The following is a 20,723-nucleotide window of genomic DNA, read 5'->3' as shown; positions in this document are numbered from 1 at the left end:
TCTTGGGGCTACGATCTCCCCCGTAGCCCCTTTCGTCCGGAAGGCGTCGCGATGAGCGAACGTTCGCTGAACACCGATGTTCCGAGCCCCGCCCGTATCTACGACCTGTGGCTGGGCGGCAAGGACAACTACGAGATCGACCGGATGGTGAGCGAGCAGATCCTCGCCGCCGTGCCCGACCTGCCGGTGCTGGCCCGTACGAACAGGGAGTTCCTCGGCCGCGCGGTGCGGTACATGGCCGGGGAGGCGGGCATCCGGCAGTTCCTGGACATCGGCACCGGCATCCCCACCGCGGACAACACCCACCAGGTCGCCCAGGCGGTGGCCCCGGACAGCCACGTCGTGTACGTCGACAACGACCCCATGGTCCTGGCCCACGCGCGGGCGCTGCTGCGGGCCGCGCCCGCGGGGACGACCGCCTTCGTCGACGCCGACCTGCGCGAGCCCGGCAAGATCCTGGCCGCCGCCGCCGAGCACCTCGACTTCGACCGGCCGATCGGGCTGACCCTGCTCGGCGTCGTGGACTTCCTCCCCGACACCGGCCAGGCCCGCTCGATCATCGCCGAGCTGCTGGAGCCGATGGCGCCGGGCAGCCACCTGGCCATCTCCCACGGCGTGGTCGGCAGGCAGCTCGAAGAGGGCGTCCGTCACTGGAACGAGAGCGGCGGGGCGCCCATGACGCTGCGCAGCCTTGAGGAGGTCACGAGCTTCTTCGACGGGCTGGAGCTGCTGGAGCCGGGCGTGGTGCCGCTGCCGCGCTGGCGTCCCGTCCCCGAGACGCTGTACGCCGACCGCGAGGCCGTCTACTGCGCGGGCGTCGGCCGCAAGCGCTGACCGTCCCCCGCTTCGCGCCGGTCCGGGCGATGCCGCCTTGCCGACCGGCGTACGCCGCCTGGCGGGCCCGCGTACCCTGAGTCCCCGATCAACTTCATTGAGTGACGGGAGCGGGATGGACGACGGGTTCGGCGCGGGGCTGGGGAGCGAGCGGGACCGGTGCGCGCGGGATCCGTGCCCCTGGCCGCCGGGGCCGTTCACGACCGGGGACGCCAGGTGGTTCTTCGGGCGCGAGCGGGTCGTGTCCGAGCTGGTGGGGCTGCTGGGGGCGCCGCGCGCCGCCCATCCCGTGGTGCTGGCCGGGGCGGCGGGGTCGGGCAAGACGTCGGTGCTGGCCGCCGGGCTGGTGCCGGCCGTCCTGGCGGGTTCGCCGGCGGGGGCGACGGAGCGGGGGCGCGCCGGGGTGTTGTGGCGTACGCCCGGCTCGCCGGTCCGGGGCGGGGGGCGGCCGGTGGAGGAGTGCGCGCTGCTGGTGGTCGACCGGTTCGAGGAGCTGTTCACGGCTCGGGCGGGGTCCGGGGGCAAGGCGTACGTCGAGGAGCTGTGCGCGCTCGCGGCGGGCGGGCTGCCGGTGGTGATCGGGATGCGGGCCGGCTGCTACGAGCGGTGCCTGGGGTTTCCGCCGCTGGTCGAGGCGCTGCGGACGCGGTCGCTGCCGCTCGGCCCGATGACCGGCGACGAGCTGCGCCGCGCGATCACCGAACCGGCCCGGGTCGCCGGGCTGTCCCTGGAGCCGGGGCTGGCCGAGACGATCCTGCACGACCTGGGCGTCCGCGACGACGCCCCGGCGGCGGCCGACGCGCTGCCGCGCCTGTCCCACGCGATGCGCGCCACCTGGCACCGCCGCGACGGCGACACCCTCACCCACGCCGCCTACCGGCAAGCCACCGCGCCACCCCTCCCCCCCGGCCCCGCGCCAGCTTCCCCCTCCCCCGACCGGGAGGAGCCCCCTCCTCTGGAACCCGTTGGGCCCTCTCCTGGGCCGGAGGCGGCGGTTTCCGCCTCTGGCGTGGGGCCCGCGGCACTCTCCTCCGGCTTCGGTGGGGGCGGCAGGGGGTGTCCGGTCGGGCGGAGGGTGCGGGGGCTGGTCGTGGCGCTGGTGGTGCTGGTGGTGGTCGCCGGGGCGGGCGCGGGGCTGGCGTGGCAGAAGAGCGGCCGGGCGAGCGCCGCCCGCGTCACCGCGCTCGCCGAGCGGGCCGCCGTCCAGGCGCGGGCGCTGCGGGCCACGGACCCGGCGCTGGCGATGCAGGTGGCGGTGGCCGCCCAGGGCCTGGCCGACACCCCGGGCACCCGCGGCACGCTGCTCGACACCGCCGAGCCGTACGCCACCCGCCTGCGCTCGGCCGGCGACCGGCTGCGGGCGATCGCCTACAGCCAGGACCACGCCCTGCTCGCGACCGGCGCCGACAACGGCGTGGTCGAGCTGTGGGACGCCACCGACTCGCGCCGCCGCACCCCGCTGGCCACCCTGCCGCGGGCCGCCGGGCCGGTCGGCGCGCTCGCCTTCCGGCCGTCCGGCGGGGACCGCGTCCTGCTGGCGGCCACTCGGCAAGGGGTGGAGGTGTGGAACGTCGTGGACCCCGCCCGCCCCCGGCACGTCGCCGCCCTGCCCGGCGCGGCGACGGCGGCGTTCACGCCGGACGGCCGCACGGTGCTGGCCGCCGCCGCGCACGGCGTCCGGCGCTGGCGGCTCGCCGGCCGCCCGGTCGCCCTGCCCCCGGTACGCGCCTCCGCCCAGGTCACCCGCTTCGCCGTCGGCGACGACACGGTGGTGACCGGCCACGACGACGGCAGCGTGCGCCTGTGGGACCCGGCGCGGCCCGCCTCCCCCGCGGACACGATCGCGACCGGCATCCAGGACGGCCCCGCCGCGCTCGCGATCAGCCCCGACGGCGGCGCGCTGGCCTGGTCGGCGCCCGCCCGCGGCACCTGGCTCTGCCTCCTGCGCGCCCGCCGCTGCGACCGGCCCGTCCGGTACGGCGACCCCGCCGGCGCCCTGGCCTTCAGCCCGGACGGCACCGTCCTGGCCGCCGCCGGCGACGACCGCGCGGTCCGGCTGTGGAGCGTCGCAAGCCGCGCGGAGGTCACCTCGTTCCCGCATCCCGACCGCGTGCTCGGCCTCGCCTTCACCGCCGACGGCCAGGCACTGGCCACCGGGTCGGCGGCCGGCGCCTTCTACCAGTGGCGCCATCCGGTGCGCGTGCCCGACCCGGTGACCGGGCTGGCCCTGAGCCGGGACCGGACGCTCATGGCCACGACCGGCGCGCGCGGCGGCGCGCTGTGGGACGTCCGCGATCCCCGCCACCGCGTGCTGCTGTCACGATGGAACGTTCCAGCAACCGCCGCTCCGGCGCTGAGCGGCGACGGCCGCCGCCTGGCCACCGTCGAGCGCGGCGTGGCCGTGACCGTGTGGGACATCCGCGACCCCTACCGCCCGGCCCGGCACGTCCGGCTGCCGGTACGCGGCCTCGCGGTCGCCGCGCTCAGCCCCGACGGACGCGTCCTGGCCACCGGCGACCACGGCGGCCGGCTGCTGCTCTGGGACGTCACCGGCCCGCCGCGCCGCCTGGCCGCCCGCGACGGCTTCGGCGACGTCGGCGCGCTCGACTTCAGCCCCGGCGGCGGCCTGCTGGCCAGCGGCGGCGCCGACCGCGGCGTACGGCTGTGGGACGTGCGCCGCCGCGCCCTCGACCAGGTCGCCCACCACGAGGAGCACGCCGACGCGGTGGCCGGCGTGCGCTTCGGCCCGAAGGGCGACGTGCTGGTCAGCACCGGCCACGACCGGACCGCCCGGGTCTGGCGGATCGCCGGCCCGGGCCGCGCCCCCCGTCCGGCGGTCCTGCGCGGGCACGGCGGCACCGTCCTGGTCGCCGGGTTCAGCCCCGACGGCGCCGCCCTGGCCACCACGGACGCCTCCCGCACCACCCGCCTGTGGGACCTGCGCTCCCGCCGGCCGATCGCCGAGCTGTCCCATCCCGACCTCGGGACCGTCCTGTACGCCGACGACCACACCCTCGTCTCGGCCGCCGGGCACGACCTGCGGTTGTGGGACCTGCGGCCGGAGTCGGTGGCCGAGCGCGTCTGCGAGGCCGCCGGGATGCCACTCACCCGGGCCGAGTGGCGGCGCTACTTCGACGACCTGCCCTACCGTCCGCCCTGCTCGTGACCTCCGGCAGGGCGCTGACAGAGATCTGGCAGCGCTACCTGGCACGGTCCCCTCATGACGGACAAGACGGACGTGCTCATCGTCGGCGCCGGGCCCACCGGCCTCACCCTCGCCGTGGAGCTGGCCCGGCGCGGGATCGCCCACCGCGTCGTCGAGCGGGCGGCGGCGCCCTCGGCGGGCTCGAAGGGCAAGGGCCTCCAGCCGCGCACGCTGGAGATCTTCGACGACCTCGGGATCGTCGACCGGGTCCTGGCCGGGACGACGCCCTACCCGCCGATCCGGGTCAGGATCGGGCGGCTGCCGGTCTACCAGGGCCGCATGCACCGGCCGGCGGCGGCGAGCGAGCAGGTGCCGTACCCGACGGTGCGCATGCACCCGCAGTGGCGCACCGAGGCGCTGCTGCGGGAACGGCTGGCCGAGCTGGGCGGCGCGGTCGAGCACGGCGCCGAGCTGACCGGCTTCGAGCAGGACGCGGACGGCGTGACGGCCCGGCTCGGCACCGGGACGACGCTGCGGGCCCGCTACCTGGTCGCCGCCGACGGCGGCAGGAGCACGGTGCGCAAGGCGCTCGGCATCGGGTTCACCGGCCAGACCCGCGAGGAGGAGCGCATGGTCCTCGGGGACGTGCGCGTCGAGGGGCTGGACCGCGAGCACATCCACGCCTGGGTGCGGCCGGGCAGGGGGATGGTCGCCCTGTACCCCATGGCCGGCACCGACGCCTTCCAGTTCATGGCCCCCCTCAGGCCGGGCGCGACGCCGGACCTGACCCTGGCCGGCTTCCAGCGGCTCTTCGCCGAACGCTCGATGCTGCGCGCGGCCCGCGTCACCGAGTTGCTGTGGTCCTCGCTCTACCGGGTCAACATCCGGCTGGCCGACGCCTACCGCGCCGGACGCGTGCTGCTGGCCGGGGACGCCGCCCACGTGCACTCCCCGGCGGGCGGCCAGGGCCTCAACACCGGCGTCCAGGACGCCTACAACCTGGGCTGGAAGCTCGCCCGCGCGCTGACCGGCGGGCCGGCGTCGCTGCTGGACACCTACGAGGAGGAGCGCCGCCCGGTCGCCGCCCGCGTGCTCGGCCTCAGCACGGACCTGCACGACCGGAAGTCGTACAAGCGGGACGAGGAGACCTACCAGCTCCGGGTCGGCTACCGGGGCGGCTCGCTGGCCCGCGCGGGCGGCGAGCGGATGCCCGACGGGCCGCTGCGGCTGGCCGACGGCTCCCGGGCGCGCCTGTTCGACCTGCTGCGCGGCCCGCACTTCACGCTGCTGTCGCCGGACCCCGCGCCCCGCGTGCCGGACGGCCCGCAGGTGCGGGCGTACGCGCCGGCCGAGCCGTACGGCGGGGCGCGGCACACGCTCGTGCGCCCGGACGGCCACGTCGGGATCGCCACGGACTCCGCCGCCGAGCTGGCCCACTACCTGACGCTGGTGTGAGGCCCCCTTTGTAGTGGACCTGTAGTGGCTCTCTTGCGCCCCCGCACATCCTTGGATCTCAGCGGGCGCCACCCGTGCGCCCCGAGCAACCAGGGAGATCCTCATGGTCAAGACCGCTCGCCGTTACGCCAAGTACGCCGTCAGCGCCCTGTCCACCGCCATCTTCGTGCTGAACGGCTGATCACCCTCGCGTGCACCCCCGGGGGACCGCGTCTCCCGGGGGGCCACCCCCCACACGAGCGGAAGGACGAGGCGTGTTCGGCACCGCGGTACGCCAGCTCGGTTATGCCTGGTCGATGATGTCGGGCCGCAGGTTCCGCCTGCGGGACGTGAACGCGCTGGCCGACGACATGCGCGTGACCCTGGAGACGTTCGGGTCCCCGGGCGAGGGCGCCGACGACCTGCTCGCGGGCAGCGACCCCGAGCTCCAGGAGGACCTGACCCGGCGGCGGCTGCGGCGCACGGTCAGCCACGCGGCCGCCGAGAGCCCCTACTACCGGCGCTGGTTCGAGACGAACGGCGTGGACCCCGGCTCGATCACGCCCGCGACGCTGTCCACGATCCCGCCCACGTCCAAGGCCGACCTGCGCGGCATGCCCGCCGCGTTCGTCTCCGACCGCGCCCGCCCGGTCGTGCTCGCGCACACGACGGGGACGACCGGGACGCCCACCATGGTGTGGTTCTCGGCGTACGAGATCGAGCTGATGTCCTCGATGTCGGCGCTGGCGCTCATGCTCGCCGGCAACCTGCGCTCCGCCGACCTGTGGGCCAACGCGATCAGCTCGCGGTCCATCGCCCAGATCCTCACCGAGCGGGCCGTCACGCGGACCGGGGCCGCGTTCGTGCACCTGGGCGCGGTCGATCCGGCCGTCGCGCTCGACCGGCTGGCCACCCCGATGCACGTGCCGGGCAAACACCCGCAGATCACCCAGCTCAACGTGACCGCCTCCTACCTGGCGGCCCTGGTCCAGGAGGCCGAGCGGGGCGGCTGGCAGGCCGGCGACTTCGGCCTGAGCACGATCTGGTCCGGCGGCGAGGTGCTGACCGACGCGCTGCGCGTGCGCGCGGAGCACACGTTCGGCGCGCAGGTCCGCGACGGCTACTCCATGACCGAGATCGCCCCCGTGGGCGGCCGGGTCTGCGCCGACGGCCACCTGCACCTGCCGGCCGACCAGGGGCTGGTCGAGATCCTCGACCCCGTCACCCTGCGGCCCGCCGAGCCGGGGGCCGTCGGCACCATCGTGGTCACCCCGTACTCCACCTACCGCGACACCACCCTGCTGCTCCGGTACGTCACCGGCGACCTGGTCAGGGTCCTGCGCGCGGACGAGCAGCCGTCGTGCGCGCTGGCCGCGCTGCCCGCGACCTCGCGCGTGCTCGGGCGGGTGTCGCCCGGCGGGCTCACCACGCGCGACGTCCTGGACGTGCTGCAGGCCGAGCACGCGCTGCCGCTGCCCACCCGCTGGTCGCTGGAGGGCTCCCTGCTGTACGTCGTGGCCGGCAAGTCCGACGCGGGCCTGCTCGGCCGCCTGGAGGAGCGGGCGCACGGGCTGCCCCTGGACGGCATCGTCCTGGTCGAGACCGCCGACGACCTGCCTGCCCCCTGCCGGCTCCGCGCCGACCTGCTGGAGCTCAGCTTCGAGCGAGGACTGTGATGACCCCGTACGTGCCGGCGCTGTACGCGCTCGTCGCCCTGACCGTCGCGCTGACCGCCGCCTACCTGGGCCGCTACGTCATGGCCAGGCCGCCGGTCGGCCGGATGGTGGGCTCCGACATCGCGGTCATGGTCGCCGCGCTGGTGGTGATGCCGTTCGCGTACCTGCACCTGCCGACCGGCGTCGTGGTGTCGGTCTTCGGGCTGGTGGTGCTGACGCTGGGGCAGCTCACGCTCGCGCCCGTGCTGGGCGGCCGATGGGCGACGGCGGCGGTGCTGCTGCTGTGCGCCGCCGACGTCGCCGTTTACCTCGCCGGATGGCCGGCGGGGGTGCTGGTGGTCAACGACGTGCTGCTGATGCTGCTCGTCGTCGGGGCGGTGAACCTGTGGGTGCAGGCGGCGGTCACGCCCGGCCAGGTGGCCGCGCTGGCGGTGGCGCTCACCGGCTACGACACGCTGGCCACCGGGCTGTCCTCGCTGACCCTCGACTTCGTGCAGCGCATGCAGGGGTTGCCGTTCGCTCCCGTGCTGGCCACCTCCTACGGCGAGAACCCCTCGCTGATCGGCCTCGGGGACTGCCTGATGTTGTCGATCTGGCCGGCGGTGGCGGTCCGGGCGTACGGGAAGGCGGCGGCCTGGTGGGCGGCCGGGCTGGAGGCGGTGCTGCTGGCGGTCTCCATCGCCGTCGTGCTGGGCGGCGGGCGGCCGATCCCGCTGCTGACCGCGCTCGGCCCGCTGATCTTCGTCCAGTGGCTGTACTGGCGGCGGTGGTCGGCCCGGCGCACGCCCGCGCCGGTCCGGCCCGCGGTGAACCGGGCGCTGGACGTCCCGGCCGGCGCGCCGGCGGGGGTGTGGGCCGCGCTGGACGACGGCGGCGCGCTCGTCGGCGAGGGCGCCACCCCGGGCCAGGCCCGCCGCGAGGCCCGGCTGGCAGGCGCGACCGGCACCCCGGTCGTGCGGTGGCTCCAGGACTGAGCCGCAGGCCCGCGCCCGGCCCGGAGGTGACCGTCACGGCCGGCCGGAAGGCTGACCGTCACGGCTTGTCGCGGGGGTGGTTCTTCAGGTATGCGGCGACCTGGCGGCCCTCCGGGGTGTCGCCGAACAGGGGCAGGGCGTGCCGCCAGGCCGTGGTCGCCTCCTCGTGCCGTCCGAGGCGGGCGTGGGCCCGGCCCATCTCCGTGAGCGTGCGGGCCCGCCACACCTGCGGGCCGTCGCGGCCGAGCCGGTCCAGCGCGGCGGCCAGGTGCCGCAGCGCCTCGCGCGGGTCGCCCTGGCGCAGCCGGACGACGCCGAGTGCGTGCCCGCTCAGCGCCTCGCCCAGGACGTCGCCGCACTCCACGAACAGCCGCAGGCTCGCCGCCAGCGTCTCGGCCGCCTCCTCGAACCGGCCGAGCGCGCCCAGCGCCTCGCCGAGCCTGCGCAGCACCTTGCTCATCTCGACCCGGTCGCCGACGGCCTGGGCGGTCAGCAGGCTCTCGCGGTAGCACGCGACCGCCTCGGCCGTCTCGCCCGCCTGGTAGCAGGCGGTGCCGAGGGCGCGCAGCAGGTTGCCGCGGGTGCCGTGGTCCTCCTCGCCGGTCTCCGCCAGCCGGGCACGCGCGATCTTGACGGCCTGCTCGTGCTCGCCGCGTTCGATGTGGATCCAGATCGGCCACGTCCAGGCGTAGGCCAGGCCGGCGGCGTCGTCGTGCGCGGCCAGCAGCTCGATCGCCGCGTACGCGTCGGCCAGCGCCTCGTCCAGCCGGCCCGAGCCGTGGCGGTCGGCGGCCCGGCTGATCAGCGCGTACGCGGCCCCGTGCGGGTCGCCGACCCGATCGAAGGCGGCCAGCAGCTCCCCGCACGCCGCGTCGGCGGCCGGGTAGCGGCCCCGCTCGATGTCCATGTTGACCAGCAGCAGCCTGGACCGCAGGGCCGTGCGCTCGTCGCCCGCCGCGGTGGCCGCCGCGATCACCGCGTGCTGGACGCGCTCGGCGTCGGCCAGGAAACGTTCCATCGTCAGGTAGCCGGTCAGGTGGTGGGCCAGCTCCGCGGCGGTGGCGACCTGCCCCAGCTCGGCGGCGGTGGTGACGGCGAGCACCAGCGTGCGCCGCTCGGCCGACAACCACACCGTGCCGGTGGGCGTGCTGGAAGCCGGGCCGGAAGCCGGGCCGGTGGGCGTGCTGGAAGTCGGGCCGGCGGGCGTGCCGGGGCCGGGTTCTCCGCGTTCGTAGGGCGGGGACAGCGGGATGGGCAGGCCGCGGGCGGCGGCCCTGGTCCTGCGGAGGCTTTCCAGCGCGAGCCGGGTCAGCGCGGCGTGCCGCTGCCCGGTGGGCTCCTCCGCCTCGGCGCGTTCCCTGGCGTAGACGCGCAGCAGGTCGTGCAGCCGGTAGCGGGGCTGACCGGCGGCGTCGATCTCGGTGGAGGTGAGCATGCCGCGCGCGACCAGCGTCTCCAGGACGGCGTCGGCCTCCCGCGCGGGCAGGCCGAGCAGGGCGGCGGTGGTCCACTCGGCGACGCTGTCCAGCCCGGCCAGCCCGAGCAGGCGGAAGGCGTGCCTGGCCCACTCCGGCAGCGCCGCGTAGCCGGGCTCGAACGTCGCCCGGACGTCCAGGCCGCCGACGACCAGCTCGTCCAGGTCGTGGCCGGCCAGGCGGGTGGCCAGCTCGCGGACCGGCCAGACCGGGCGGATCGCCAGGCGGGCGCCGGCGACCCTGAGCGCCAGCGGCAGCCGGCCGCAGGAACGCAGGATCTCCTCGGCGGCGTCCGGCGCGGCGCCGATCCGGTCGCGGCCGGCCACGCGTTCGAGCAGCAGCCGGGCGTCCCGCTCGCCGGGCAGGTCGAGCCGGATCCGGACGGCGCCCTCCAGCGCGGGCAGCGGCGAGCGGGAGGTCACCAGGACCGCGCCGCGCGGCGTGCCCGGCAGCAGGTGGCGGAGCTGCGCCTCGTCCACGGCGTCGTCGAGGACGACCAGCACCGCCTGGTCGGCCAGCCGCTGGCGGAGCAGCCCGGCTCGTTCCTCGGCCGAGGCGGGGATCATGGCGCCGTCCAGGCCGAGGGAGCGCAGCAGCACGTCGAGCAGTTCGCCGGGGTCGCGCGCGCCGCGGGCGTCCTGGCCGAGCCGGACGAAGAGCTGGCCGCCCGGGTAGTCGGCGCGCAGCAGGTGGGCCAGGTGCACGGCGAGCGTGGTCTTGCCGATGCCGGGCAGGCCCGACAGGATCGCGATCGGCGGGCTGAGCCGGTCCGGCCGCGCCCGTAACAGCTGCAGCAGCTCGGCGATCTCCGGCTCCCGGCCGACGAAGTCGGCGGTGTCGGCCGGGAGCTGACACAACGCCTGAAGCGGCACGGCCGCCCCGGGCCACTGGGCGGCCGGGCCGGCCGCCGGGAAGCGCGGTTCGGCCGCCGCGGTCGCCCCCGGCAGCCGGTCGAGGTCGGGGTCGCCGGCGAGCAGCGCGGCGTGCAGGCGGCGCAGCTCGGGGCCGGGTTCCAGGCCCAGCTCGGCGACCAGCAGCTCGCGGGCCTCGCGGAAGGCGTCCAGTGCCTCGTCCCGCCGCCCGCCGCGGTGCAGGGCGATCACGAGCTGCTCCCACAGCCGCTCGCGCAGCGGGTGGGCGGCGATGAGGGCGCGCAGCTCGGCGACGAGGTCGTCCTGCCGGAGGGCGAGCCGGGCGTCGATCCACTCCGACCGGGCGACCGCGAGGCGTTCCTCCAGTTCGAGGAGCCGGGGGGCCATCGCGCCGGTGAGCGGCACGTCCTCGGCGGGCGCGCCGCGCCATAGGGCGACGGCCTCGGCGTAGGCGCGCTCGGCCGCGGCCAGGTCGCCCGCCGCCCGCTCCCGCCGGGCCAGCCGCAGGGTGTCCTCGAACACCAGCAGGTCCAGGCTGCCCGGCGGGACCTCGCAGACGTAGCCAGAGCCCTCGGTGCGCACCAGCAGGCCGCCGCCCGCCAGGGACCGCCGGAGCTGGTGGACGTAGGTCTGGATGTTGGCCAGGGCCGAGCGCGGCGGATCGTCCCAGACGGCGGAGATCAGGCGCTCCCTGGAGACGGTCGCGTTCGGGTGGAGCAGCAGGACGCCGAGCACGGCCCGCTGCTTGCGGCTCAGGTGCACCCGCCCGCCGGGGCCGTTGACCCGGATCGTGCCGAGGATCGCGAAGTCCACCGTGCCTCCCTCGTGGCCGAACCGAAAGATCGGCTTTCCGGACGGCAGTACATCCCCCGCGACGGCGTTTTGACAATCCCGGGTGAGGGACCCTGACCTGATCCGGCGCGGTCAGCCGCAGACGGGCCGGTAGGGCAGCGTGGGCACGTACGTCCGCCACTCCCGTTCGGTCATTGCCCGCCCGGCGCGCGCGCAGACCGTCTTCGCCACCAGTTCGGCGGCGGCCGGGACGCGCCCGACGGTCCCGCCGGCGTCCACCGTCAGGACGTGCGAGCCGTCGGGCGCGAAGGCGATCGACAGCAGCTCGCCCTCGTCGCGGTCGAGTCCGCCGCCCGGGTCGGCGGACAGGCCGAGGTCGCCGCCCGTCGTGGGGTCGATCAGGCGGACGCGGCCCTGCCCCGCGTTGACCGCGACGAGGTCCTCGACCGGCGAGTACGCCGGCGTGCCGAGGAAGGAGAAGCCCTCGGTCCCCTCGGTCAGCCGCCGGCCGCCCGCGTCCCACGTGCTCAGCCGGCCGCGCGAGTCGAACACGGCCAGCCCGTCCCCCGCGTGGGTGAAACGCACCCAGGAGCCCAGGACGTCCTTGCCGAAGACGCTGAACGGCGGGCCCGCGGCCCGGCCGTCGGCCGCCCGCAACACGCGCACGTCCAGGCCGGTCACCGCCAGCCGTCCGCCGTCGGGCGCGAACGCCAGGTCCACGACCTGGCTCAGGGGCGTGCTCCACAGGCGGCGGCGCGACCGCCAGTCCCACAGCTCGACCGCGTCCTCGCCGGTTCCCGGACCGTCGAGCACGAGCGCGAGCCGGGCGCCGTCCGGGCTGAAGCGGACGAGCTCGGGCTGCGCCCGCCCGGCACCGGCGGTGAACCCGCCCGCGGGCTGCCTGGTCGTGGGGTCCAGGACGCTGACGTCGAGGCCGGACAGCAGCGCGAGGCTCCGGCCGTCGCGGCTGAAGGCGAGCGCGTGCGCGGTGGGCAGGCGGCCGGTTGTCCCGCCCCCGACCTGGCGGAGCGCGCCGTCCACGACGAGGTGCAGCCCGTCCTCGCCGAGGTCGGCCCGCTCGTACGGCGGGCCCTCGACCGGCTCGTTCACCAGGTCGGCGACGTCCACGGCGAACACCTGGTCGCCGACCAGGTAGCGGAAGGTCGTGCCGTCGAAGGCGGCGGCCGGGCGGCTTCCGGTGTCCACGTCCCCGCGCACCGGGACGGCGCTCAGCAGGTGGCTGTCGGGCAGCCGCCAGAACTGGACGGTGGCGTCGGTGACGGTGGCCAGCAGCCGGCCCGTGTGGTCGAAGACCGGATCGCCCTTGTTCCATACGCCTTCCGTGCCCTCGCCGACCTCCTCGGTCCAGCCCTCCTCCGTCTGCCTCAGGGTCAGGGTCCCGTCGCCGGACGTGGCCAGCCACCGGCCGTCGGGGCTCAGTGTGCCGCGCCGGGCGGCGGGGTCGGTGACGTCCCACTGCTCGCTGTCGTCCGGCTTGACGATCACCTTGCGGCCCTCGTGCCGGCGGACGACGTCCTGCCAGCCCTCGACCAGGTCCCTGGTCCGGTGGACCGGCCAGTCGCCGACCGGGCGGCCGGTGCCGGCGTCCCAGGCGCGGGCGCGGCGCCCGGTGGCGGCGACCAGCGTGCGGCCCGAGGGGGACAGCCCGATGTCGGACACCGGGTCGCGGCCGAGGCCCAGCCCGGAGATCAGGGTGACGCGCCGGCCCGTGCGCACGTCCCACAGCCGCGCCTGGTCCTGGCCGACGCTGAGCAGCGTGCGCCCGTCGGCGCCCAGCGCCCGCAGGGTGCTGCGGGCGGCGGCCGGGTCGCGGAACATGCCGCGCTCGCGCTGCGCGAGCGCGGCGGTCAGCGCCGCCCTGGCCTGCGGCGTGGGCCGCAGCCGCCAGGCGGCCACGGCGAGCAGACCGGCGAGCACCGGATCGCTCCGCCGGGTCGCCTCGGCGCGCGCGGCCAGGCGCGTGGACTCCGACGTCGTCAGGCGGTCCTGGAGCTCGTCGGCGCGGGCGGCGGCGAGCCTGCTCTGCTGGACCGCCACGCCGCCCGCGACCAGCGCGACGACCAGCAGCCCCGCCAGGCTCAGCGTCAGCAGCCGGGCGCGGCGGGCCCGGCGTTTGGCCAGCCGCGCCGACGACTCCAGGAAGTCTCGCTCGGCCTGGGACAGCCTGATGTCCCGGCGGGCGGTCGCCGCCCAGCTCAGGGCCTCGTCCAGCATCGTGCCGTGGAACAGGCCGCCGTCCCTGCGGCCGCCGTCGTCCCAGCGCCGGACGGCGGCCAGGATCGGGCCGTGGACGGCCAGCCCCTCCCTGTTGGCCTCGATCCAGCGGCGCAGCCGCGGCCAGGCGTGCGGCAGAGCCGGGCGGGCCAGCCAGACCTCGCGGCCGTCACGGCCCAGCAGGTACGCGAACACCTCCAGGATCCTGGTGACCGCCGGGATCTCGGCCGCCGGGCGACCGGCCACCAGCTCGTCCAGGGCGGCCTTCCGGGTGGCCAGCTCGCCCATGCCGTCCACGGTGAACAGGCGCAGGAACACCTCAGGCGCCAGCTCCCGCTCCGCGGGGGACAGCAGGGTGTAGGAGTCCTCGGCCAGCGTGCCGAGCGACGGGTCGGCGACCGTCCCGGCGACGTGGGCGGCCTGTCGCCCGCGTTCGAGCAGCCGCGCGGTGTCGAGCCCGCCGTCCCCGCTGACCAGCGCGAGCAGCAGCCGGCGGGCCTCGGGACGCCGGCCGGGCTCCTTGCTCAGCGCCGCCGACACCAGCGGGCGCAGCGAGTCCGGCAGCGCGGCCAGGTCGGGCGTGGCCGACAACACCCGGTGCATCACCCCGCCCAGGCTCTCGGCCTCGAACGGGTCGGCGCCCGTGGCCGCGTACAGCACGACGCAGCCCCAGGCGAACACGTCCGCGGGCGCGCCGGCCCGCTGGCCGCCGAACACCTCGGGCGCCATGTACGTCGGTGTGCCGGTCACCAGGCCGGTCGCGGTCAGCGACATCTCGGCGGTGCGCGCGATGCCGAAGTCGATGACCCGCGGGCCGTCCGGGCCGAGCAGCACGTTGTCCGGTTTGAGGTCGCGGTGCACCACGCCGGCCTCGTGGATGGCGGTGAGCGCCGTCGCCACCGCCGTGGCCAGGCGGTGCAGGTCGCCGCCGAGGAAGCGGCGGCCGGCGGCGACCGCCTGGCGCAGGCTCGGCCCGGCGACGTACTCGCTGACGATGTGGGGGCGCGGGCCGTCCAGCTCGGCGGCGAGCACGCGGGCAGTGCAGAACGAGGCGACCCGCCGCGCCGCCTCGGCCTCCCTGGCCAGCCGTCCGGCCTCGTCGCCGTGCAGCACCTTGATCGCCACCCGGGCGCCGTCCTCGGCGTAGGCCTCGTAGACGACGCCCTGACCGCCGGCGCCCAGCCGTCCGGCGAGCCAGTAGCCGCCCAGGCGTTGCGGGTCGTCGGGGGTCAACGCGTTCACGGCTGGTTGGATGCGATGATCGCCGGCAAAGTTGTGGTCATTTTTGCCGATTTATCGGTGCTTGACATTCCAGCGGCGTCAGGATCTAGGATCGCCGCCGTGCTCATGACCTTGACGCTCAGCGCGGCGCTCGTTCTGACCGGAACGCCCGCGCAGGCCACCAAACCCGTGTCGTTCCAGGGGTTCACCATCCAGATACCGGTCTCCTGGAAGGTGAAGAAGGACCCGGTCGGCGGGCTCGACGTGGTCACCGGGGCCTGCTCCAAGCGGGCGACGGAGTGCCCCGGCTTCTCCCTCGGCGGGCCGCGGGCCATCGCCTACGCCTCCGAGGGCGGCACGTACCGGCCGGGGCAGCCGTACCACCCCAGCACCGGGGTCGTGGAGTGCGTCCCGGACCGGCGCTACTGGGAGGGCGTCCAGCCCGTCCGGCCCGCCCGCACCGCGACCGTGCAGGTGGGGGCGGGGCACCAGGCCCGCTTCACCGAGTGGAGACTGGGCTGCCAGACGAAGACCAGCAAGCCGGCCCCGGTGTCCTTCACCCAGCGCATCTGGTACCTGCGCAAGGAGAAGGTGCTGGTCGTCGACCAGTGGAAGACCCCCGGGCTGGGGAACATCCTGGCCAAGGCCGTCTGGAAGTGACCGGGTTGCCCGCGCGCCGTGCGGGCAGGAGATCGTCATGCGCAGCAAGCGGCTCTCCACGGTGGAGGAGCAGACGTACGCGGTGGTCCTCGACCCCGGTGACGAGGTGGTCGAGAGCCTGACGGCGTGGGCCGCCGACAACGGCGTCCGCGCCGCCCGGCTGACCGGCATCGGCGGGTTCCGGCAGGTCACGCTGGGCTTCTTCGACCCGGCGGCGCTCCGCTACGACCCGATCCCGGTCGACCGCCAGACCGAGGTGCTCTCCCTGATCGGCGACTTCGCCATGCCCGACGACGACGTGCGGCCCACCCTGCACGCCCATGCGGTCGTGGGCCTGCCCGACGGCACGACCCGCGGCGGCCACCTGCTGGCCGGCCAGGTGTGGCCGACGCTGGAGGTGATCGTCACGCAGTCCCCCAGCTACCTGCGGCGCCGCCACGACCCCGCCACCGGCCTGGCCCTCATCGACCTGCGCTGACCCCCTCGGCCTGCGCCGCCGCCGACCTCTCAGCCCGCACTGTCCTCGCCGGCCGCCGGCGCCGGCCCGGCCCGCTCCCGCCCGGTCGCCGGGCGGCGGCGGTCACTCGAAGTCGTCCGGGTTCAGTTCCTTCATGTGCTCGAAGCGCTCGCGCTCCTCGTCGTACTCTTCCTCGCCTGCGGGGCCTTCTAGATCGGCCGCGGGCGTCTCTTCGTCCTCGGGCTCTTTGCGTCGCATGCTCATCCCCCTCCCGGCGGACCGGACACGGGGCTCCCCCGCGCCCATCGGTCCGGCTACCCCTCTGACCTGCGGGCAAACGATCGCGGACGCCGGATGTTGACCGGCTCTTGTGCGGGCTCGTGGGGGCGCTTGGCGCGCCGAAGGGGAGGTTTCCGGGCGATTGTTCCGACTATCTGAGGAGATGTACGTGCCCACCAAACGCTCCGCCAAGCCGACCCGGTCGAAGCCCGACAGCCAGCCGTGGCTGCACGTGAACGGCGTGGAGATCCAGGAGTACGGCACCGTGCGGATGTTCCCGCTCGGCCTCTCCCGTGACGCGCGCGAGTACTCCTGCCAGCGCCTCAACCAGATCCTGGCCGACACCCAGATCCTCTACAGCCTGTACAAGAAGCACCACTGGCTGATGCGCGGCCCGACCTTCTACCAGCTCCACCTGCTGCTGGACAAGCACGCCTCGGAGCAGATCGCGCTGGTGGACGAGATGGCCGAGCGCGTGCAGACCCTCGGCGGCGTCGCGGTGGGCGACCCCCGGCACGTGGCCGAGATCACCGTGATCCCGCGCCCGCCGAACGGCTGCGAGGAGGTGCCCGCCATGCTCTCGCGCCTGATCGAGGCGCACGAGACCATCCTCGTGGCCGCCCACGACGCGGCCGCCCGGGCGCAGGAGATGGGCGACGACGGCACCAACGACCTGCTGGTCTCCGACGTCATCAGGACGAACGAGCTCCAGACCTGGTTCCTGATCGAGCACCTGGTGGACACCCCGCTGGTGGAGAAGCCGGACAGCTGACCGGCCACCCGATGTCCGGTAAGCCGGAAATCGACGCCAGGTGAAGGAAATGTCTGGATTTAGGCGGACATAGCACACCGGGCGTAACGGTTCATACCGGGCGCAGTAAGGCGCCGCATCGAGCCCGCACCGCCGGGTACGGAGGAATCGCGGGCCTTCGGGGCCGCCGGCGACCCGCCAGAGCGCGCCGCCACGAAGGCGTGCCTCACCAGCGGGACGCCCTCTGACCAGGGCCGACCCCGACCGGGCCGCCCTGACGGGGGCTACTTCTGACCGGGAGCGACGGAGAACGACATGACCCAACCGCTGACCTCACCGCCCGCCCCCGCCCACGGCGTCGCGGGACGGGAGCGGCGGCCATGAGCCTGTCGGACCGCGAACGCCGCATCCTGGCCGAGATCGAGCAGGATCTGCGCTGGCAGGACCGCGACTTCGCCTGCCGCATCGACGCGCTCAACGCCAAACCGGCCCGCCGCCGCCGCTGCCCGGTGACCCGCAGGGAGATGGCGTTCATCCTGGTCATCGTGGTCGCGATGACCCTGCTGTCGGCGGTCGTGTTCGTGGCGGCGGGCCGTCCGCGCACCCCGCCCGCGCCGCGCCCCACCCGTGAGGTGGTGACCACCTCGCCCCAGGTCACCCGTCCATGACCGCCGGCCGCCCGCTCAGGACGGCGGCGGGGCGACCGAGGCGCGGGTGACCAGGCGCGAGCGCAGCGTGTGCACGTCGTGCCGCGGCTCGGCGCCGTCGAGCACGTCGAGCAGCACCTCGGCGGCCTTCGCGCCGAGCTGGTGGACCGGCTGCTCGATCATCGTCAACGGCGGGTCCATGACGGCCGCCCAGGCGCTGTCGTCGAAGCCGATGAGCGAGATGTCGGCCGGGTAGGACAGCCCGGCGGCGCGCACGGCCCGCAGCGCCCCGGTCACGGCGTCGGTCTCGGTGCAGAACAGGGCGGTGGTGCGGTCGGGCAGCGCCAGCATGCGGGCCACCTCCTGGGTGGCCCACTCCTCGGTCTTCGGGCCGGTCATGACCAGCTCGGGATCGAAGGGGATGCGGGCGTCGTCGAGCGCGTCGAGGTAGCCGCGCAGGCGCTCGCCGTCGGTCCACACGTTGCGGGCCTTCTCCAGCAGCGCCCGCCTGGTCACGGGCGGATCGACCGAGGACGGCCCCCACACGAACCCGATGCGCCGGTGGCCGGCCGCGATCATCACCTCGACGGCCTCGCGGGCCGCGCCGCGGTTGTCGATGACGACCGTGTCGAGGTCGAGCGGCGCGACCGCGCGGTCGACCAGCACGATCGGGATGCCCCGGCCCATGGCCGCCCTGATGTGCTTGACCTCGTCGCGCCCCACGGCCGCCGAGGCGATGATGACGCCGTCGACCCGCTTGTCGATGAGCACGTCGGTGGCCGCCACCTCCTCGTCGAGCCGCTCGTACGTGCTCAGCACGATCGTGTCGAACCCGCGGGCGCGCGAGGCGTCGGAGATGCCGCGCATGACGCCCGCGAAGAACGGGTTGCCGATGTCGGCCAGGATCACGCCGAGCGTGTGGCTGACCCCGGTGGACATGCTGCGGGCCAGGGCGTTGGTGCGATAGCCGAGCTTCTCGGCCGCCGCCAGCACCCGTTCGCGCAGCTCCGGGCTGACATAGCCGTAGCCGCCGAGGGTGCGGGCCGCGGTGGCGCGGCCGACGCCGGCCTCGGCGGCCACCTCCGAGATCGTCGGCCGCCCCGACTGGCTCCGGTCGGCTGCCATCGAACGGGTTCCTCGTTTCTGGGGGGTCGCGGGCACGCCCATGCTAGCCGCGCGGGGCGGGCCTGCCGAAGCCGAAGGCGCCTTCGACGAAGCACTGGTCGTAGGCGGTCTCCGCGCCGGCCAGCAGCGCCCGCAGGACCGCCCCGCGGCCGGGCGCGGCGCCCTTGCGCCAGCCGTCGCGCAGCAGGGAGACGGCGAACCCGGCCAGGAACGCGTCCCCGCAGCCCATGGTGTCGACGATCTTGCCCGGGTCCTCGACCAGCCGGGCGGGGGCGGCGACCAGATGGTGGCCGTCGTAGGCCATCGCGCCGTCCACACCCCTGGTGCCGAGGGCCAGGCGGGCGCCGCTCGCCACGGCGCGGGCCAGCAGGTCGCGGGTGCCCGCCGCGTCCAGGTGGGAGCAGGACAGGAGCACCAGGTCGGCGTGCGGGCAGACGCGGTCCAGGTAGGCGGGGGCGCGGTAGTCGTCCTCGCTGGACAGGTCGAAGCTGACCAGGGGACGCAGGCCGGCCAGGCCGGGCAGCTCGTCCTCGCTGCCGGAGTAGACGCTGGAGTGCACCAGGTCGAACGAGCCGGCGTAGGCGAGCAGGTCGCCGGTCAGCGCCAGCGGCTCCCGCACGGTGACGCCGCCGCCGTTCCAGCCCAGGAAGACCCGGTCGCCGTCGTCCACGCGCAGCCGCGACACGCCGCTCTCGCCGGGACGCACCACGCAGCGATCGACCGCGACGCCCTGCGCGGCGACGGCCTCGCGCAGGAAGCCGCCGAGGTCGTCGTCGCCGAAGACCCCGAGGTAGGCGGCCTCGACGCCGAGGCGGCCCGCGTAGACGGCGACGTTCACGCTGTTGCCGCCCGGATAGTCGATGCCCCGATCGACGAACCGGTCGACGATGTTGTCGCCGAAGCCGAGGACTCTCATGTTTCTCCTGTGCCGAGGGGGTTCGGGATGGGCAGGCCGGGGCCGCTCCCGTCCCGGCGGGCGGGAGCGGGAGCGGGGGTGGCGGCGGCCTAGTAGTCCATGACCCGGTAGTAGCGGCGCAGGTCGAGCGAGTGGTCGCGGACCCGTTCCAGGTGCTTGCTGACCCGGCCCAGCACCGTGTCGAGCACCAGCGGCGCGAGCAGGCCGCGGAACTCGGGGCTGATGCCGTCGAGCGGGTAGTCGCGGGTGTCGAAGACGGTGACGTCCTTGGAGATGCGCCTGGCGAAGGCTTCGGCGCGGTCGGTGAGCGGGCGCGTCTCGTCCTCGCCCTGGAAGATCAGCACGCTCGTGTCCTCCTCCAGCAGCTCCAGCGAGCCGTGGAAGAACTCGGCGCTGTGCACCCTGGTGGTGCGCAGCCACTGCATCTCCTCAAGGATGCACATCGAGTACAGGTAGGTGAATCCCCACAGATTCCCGCCGCCGATGAGGAAGTGGTAGTCGGTGTCCTTGTGGGCCTCGGCGAACGCGGCGGCCACCGGCTCGGCCTGCCGGGCGACCTCCAGCATCACGCCCGGCAGCCCGGCCAGCTCGCCGGCCAGCTTCTCGTAGCCCTCGAACTCGCCGCGGCGGGACAGCAGGCGGCCCATGAACAGCAACATCTGCTGGTCGAACGGCCACGCCTTCGGCTCCGACACCAGCACGGCGTCCACGGCCTTGGCGATCGGCGAGTCGGGGTAGCCGGTGAAACCGACCGTGTAGGCGCCCTTGTCCTTGACGTACTCGATCGCGCGCAGGCTGTCCTCGGTGGTGCCGGAGACCGAGGTGAAGATCGCGACCGTGCGCTCGCCGAGCCGGGCGTCGCCCGAGACGACCAGCTCGGCCGCGATCGCGGCGCGCACGTCGAGCGTCGAGCTGCGCCTGGCCAGGTGCTCGTAGGGCCACATCTGGGCGTACGTGCCGCCGGCGCCGACGAGCAGGAGGGTGTCGAACCCCTGGTCCACGAGCCGATCGACGAGCTCCTCGATCTGGGGGCGCAGGGCCACGGTGCTGGCCAGCTGCGACAGGAATTCCGGCTCGTTGAATCCGAGCATCTTCGCGTCCTTTCGGGAAAGCTTGCGGGCCGGCGGCGTCCAGCGGCCTGATACCGGTATCACGCGGAGGTCACGCTGACACAGGATCCGGCCACGCGTCAACACCCCACCTGCGAGAACCCGTCCCGTACTGCTGTTT

15 protein-coding genes are annotated in these 20,723 nt (G+C 75.2%); 9 read left to right on the top strand and 6 right to left on the bottom strand.

What is annotated here, in order from left to right; translation table 11 throughout:
- The first annotated feature begins 51 nt into the window (after window positions 1-51).
- The 5 genes from ACIBQ6_RS26515 to ACIBQ6_RS26495 all read left to right on the top strand — a co-directional run bounded on the left by ACIBQ6_RS26515 (window position 52) and on the right by ACIBQ6_RS26495 (window position 8,063).
- Window positions 52-834 (top strand): SAM-dependent methyltransferase, encoded by a 783-nt coding sequence (locus tag ACIBQ6_RS26515; RefSeq protein WP_358283078.1) that lies wholly within the window; start codon window positions 52-54, stop codon window positions 832-834.
- A 115-nt stretch (window positions 835-949) separates the two neighbouring features.
- Window positions 950-4,000: a hypothetical protein gene (locus tag ACIBQ6_RS26510; RefSeq protein WP_397215093.1), complete on the top strand. Its 3,051-nt coding sequence runs from the start codon at window positions 950-952 to the stop codon at window positions 3,998-4,000.
- A 54-nt stretch (window positions 4,001-4,054) separates the two neighbouring features.
- Entirely contained in the window at window positions 4,055-5,434 is a 1,380-nt protein-coding gene (locus tag ACIBQ6_RS26505) for an FAD-dependent monooxygenase (RefSeq protein ID WP_397215091.1), read from the top strand.
- Window positions 5,435-5,688: 254 nt separating this feature from the next.
- A complete protein-coding gene (locus tag ACIBQ6_RS26500) occupies window positions 5,689-7,089 on the top strand; it encodes a phenylacetate--CoA ligase family protein (protein ID WP_397215089.1) in 1,401 nt (466 codons plus the stop codon).
- Window positions 7,089-8,063 carry a hypothetical protein gene (locus ACIBQ6_RS26495; RefSeq protein WP_397215087.1) on the top strand — a complete coding sequence of 325 codons (975 nt, stop codon included), beginning with the start codon at window positions 7,089-7,091 and terminating at the stop codon, window positions 8,061-8,063. The genes ACIBQ6_RS26500 and ACIBQ6_RS26495 overlap by 1 nt, the downstream gene beginning before the upstream one ends.
- A gap of 58 nt (window positions 8,064-8,121) precedes the next feature.
- Here ACIBQ6_RS26495 and ACIBQ6_RS26490 read toward each other — a convergent pair whose 3' ends face one another.
- Window positions 8,122-11,223 carry an AfsR/SARP family transcriptional regulator gene (locus ACIBQ6_RS26490; RefSeq protein WP_397215085.1) on the bottom strand — a complete coding sequence of 1,034 codons (3,102 nt, stop codon included), beginning with the start codon at window positions 11,221-11,223 and terminating at the stop codon, window positions 8,122-8,124.
- Window positions 11,224-11,334: 111 nt separating this feature from the next.
- A complete protein-coding gene (locus tag ACIBQ6_RS26485; protein ID WP_397215083.1) occupies window positions 11,335-14,679 on the bottom strand; it encodes a protein kinase in 3,345 nt (1,114 codons plus the stop codon).
- Window positions 14,680-14,778: 99 nt separating this feature from the next.
- Between ACIBQ6_RS26485 and ACIBQ6_RS26480 the strand changes: the two genes are divergently transcribed.
- Together ACIBQ6_RS26480 and ACIBQ6_RS26475 are read left to right on the top strand one after the other, a co-directional pair.
- Window positions 14,779-15,318, top strand: a complete 540-nt coding sequence (locus ACIBQ6_RS26480) for a hypothetical protein (protein WP_397215081.1) — start codon at window positions 14,779-14,781, stop codon at window positions 15,316-15,318.
- A gap of 37 nt (window positions 15,319-15,355) precedes the next feature.
- Complete coding sequence (locus tag ACIBQ6_RS26475; protein WP_397215079.1) at window positions 15,356-15,796, top strand: PPC domain-containing DNA-binding protein; 441 nt, start codon at window positions 15,356-15,358, stop codon at window positions 15,794-15,796.
- A 102-nt stretch (window positions 15,797-15,898) separates the two neighbouring features.
- Here ACIBQ6_RS26475 and ACIBQ6_RS26470 read toward each other — a convergent pair whose 3' ends face one another.
- Window positions 15,899-16,033, bottom strand: a complete 135-nt coding sequence (locus ACIBQ6_RS26470) for a hypothetical protein (RefSeq protein ID WP_358283063.1) — start codon at window positions 16,031-16,033, stop codon at window positions 15,899-15,901.
- A 190-nt stretch (window positions 16,034-16,223) separates the two neighbouring features.
- Here ACIBQ6_RS26470 and ACIBQ6_RS26465 point away from each other — a divergent pair, with 190 nt between their 5' ends.
- Both ACIBQ6_RS26465 and ACIBQ6_RS26460 read left to right on the top strand, forming a co-directional pair.
- Window positions 16,224-16,826 (top strand): DNA starvation/stationary phase protection protein, encoded by a 603-nt coding sequence (locus tag ACIBQ6_RS26465; RefSeq protein ID WP_358283061.1) that lies wholly within the window; start codon window positions 16,224-16,226, stop codon window positions 16,824-16,826.
- 359 nt (window positions 16,827-17,185) lie between these two features.
- Window positions 17,186-17,473 carry a DUF3040 domain-containing protein gene (locus ACIBQ6_RS26460; RefSeq protein WP_352349574.1) on the top strand — a complete coding sequence of 96 codons (288 nt, stop codon included), beginning with the start codon at window positions 17,186-17,188 and terminating at the stop codon, window positions 17,471-17,473.
- A gap of 15 nt (window positions 17,474-17,488) precedes the next feature.
- Here the strand turns inward: ACIBQ6_RS26460 and ACIBQ6_RS26455 are convergent, their stop codons facing one another.
- From ACIBQ6_RS26455 to ACIBQ6_RS26445, 3 genes are all read right to left on the bottom strand, one after another.
- Window positions 17,489-18,577: a LacI family DNA-binding transcriptional regulator gene (locus tag ACIBQ6_RS26455; RefSeq protein ID WP_352349572.1), complete on the bottom strand. Its 1,089-nt coding sequence runs from the start codon at window positions 18,575-18,577 to the stop codon at window positions 17,489-17,491.
- Window positions 18,578-18,620: 43 nt separating this feature from the next.
- Window positions 18,621-19,493 (bottom strand): PfkB family carbohydrate kinase, encoded by an 873-nt coding sequence (locus ACIBQ6_RS26450; RefSeq protein WP_397215076.1) that lies wholly within the window; start codon window positions 19,491-19,493, stop codon window positions 18,621-18,623.
- 89 nt (window positions 19,494-19,582) lie between these two features.
- Window positions 19,583-20,584 (bottom strand): SIS domain-containing protein, encoded by a 1,002-nt coding sequence (locus ACIBQ6_RS26445; RefSeq protein WP_358283057.1) that lies wholly within the window; start codon window positions 20,582-20,584, stop codon window positions 19,583-19,585.
- Window positions 20,585-20,723 lie beyond the last annotated feature (139 nt).

The sequence above is a fragment of the Nonomuraea sp. NPDC049655 genome, assembly GCF_044465465.1.
Classification (GTDB): Bacteria; Actinomycetota; Actinomycetes; order Streptosporangiales; family Streptosporangiaceae; genus Nonomuraea.
This window is presented reverse-complemented; position numbering and strand designations above follow the sequence as displayed.

What these genes read in the sequence shown, in the direction of transcription:
- ACIBQ6_RS26515 (WP_358283078.1), top strand. Translation starts at nt 52, where the DNA reads ATGAGCGAACGTTCGCTGAACACCGATGTTCCGAGCCCCGCCCGTATC.
- ACIBQ6_RS26510 (WP_397215093.1), top strand. Translation starts at nt 950, where the DNA reads ATGGACGACGGGTTCGGCGCGGGGCTGGGGAGCGAGCGGGACCGGTGC.
- ACIBQ6_RS26505 (WP_397215091.1), top strand. Translation starts at nt 4,055, where the DNA reads ATGACGGACAAGACGGACGTGCTCATCGTCGGCGCCGGGCCCACCGGC.
- ACIBQ6_RS26495 (WP_397215087.1), top strand. Translation starts at nt 7,089, where the DNA reads ATGACCCCGTACGTGCCGGCGCTGTACGCGCTCGTCGCCCTGACCGTC.
- ACIBQ6_RS26475 (WP_397215079.1), top strand. Translation starts at nt 15,356, where the DNA reads ATGCGCAGCAAGCGGCTCTCCACGGTGGAGGAGCAGACGTACGCGGTG.
- ACIBQ6_RS26470 (WP_358283063.1), bottom strand. Translation starts at nt 16,033, where the DNA reads ATGCGACGCAAAGAGCCCGAGGACGAAGAGACGCCCGCGGCCGATCTA.
- ACIBQ6_RS26460 (WP_352349574.1), top strand. Translation starts at nt 17,186, where the DNA reads ATGAGCCTGTCGGACCGCGAACGCCGCATCCTGGCCGAGATCGAGCAG.
- ACIBQ6_RS26455 (WP_352349572.1), bottom strand. Translation starts at nt 18,577, where the DNA reads ATGGCAGCCGACCGGAGCCAGTCGGGGCGGCCGACGATCTCGGAGGTG.
- ACIBQ6_RS26450 (WP_397215076.1), bottom strand. Translation starts at nt 19,493, where the DNA reads ATGAGAGTCCTCGGCTTCGGCGACAACATCGTCGACCGGTTCGTCGAT.
- ACIBQ6_RS26445 (WP_358283057.1), bottom strand. Translation starts at nt 20,584, where the DNA reads ATGCTCGGATTCAACGAGCCGGAATTCCTGTCGCAGCTGGCCAGCACC.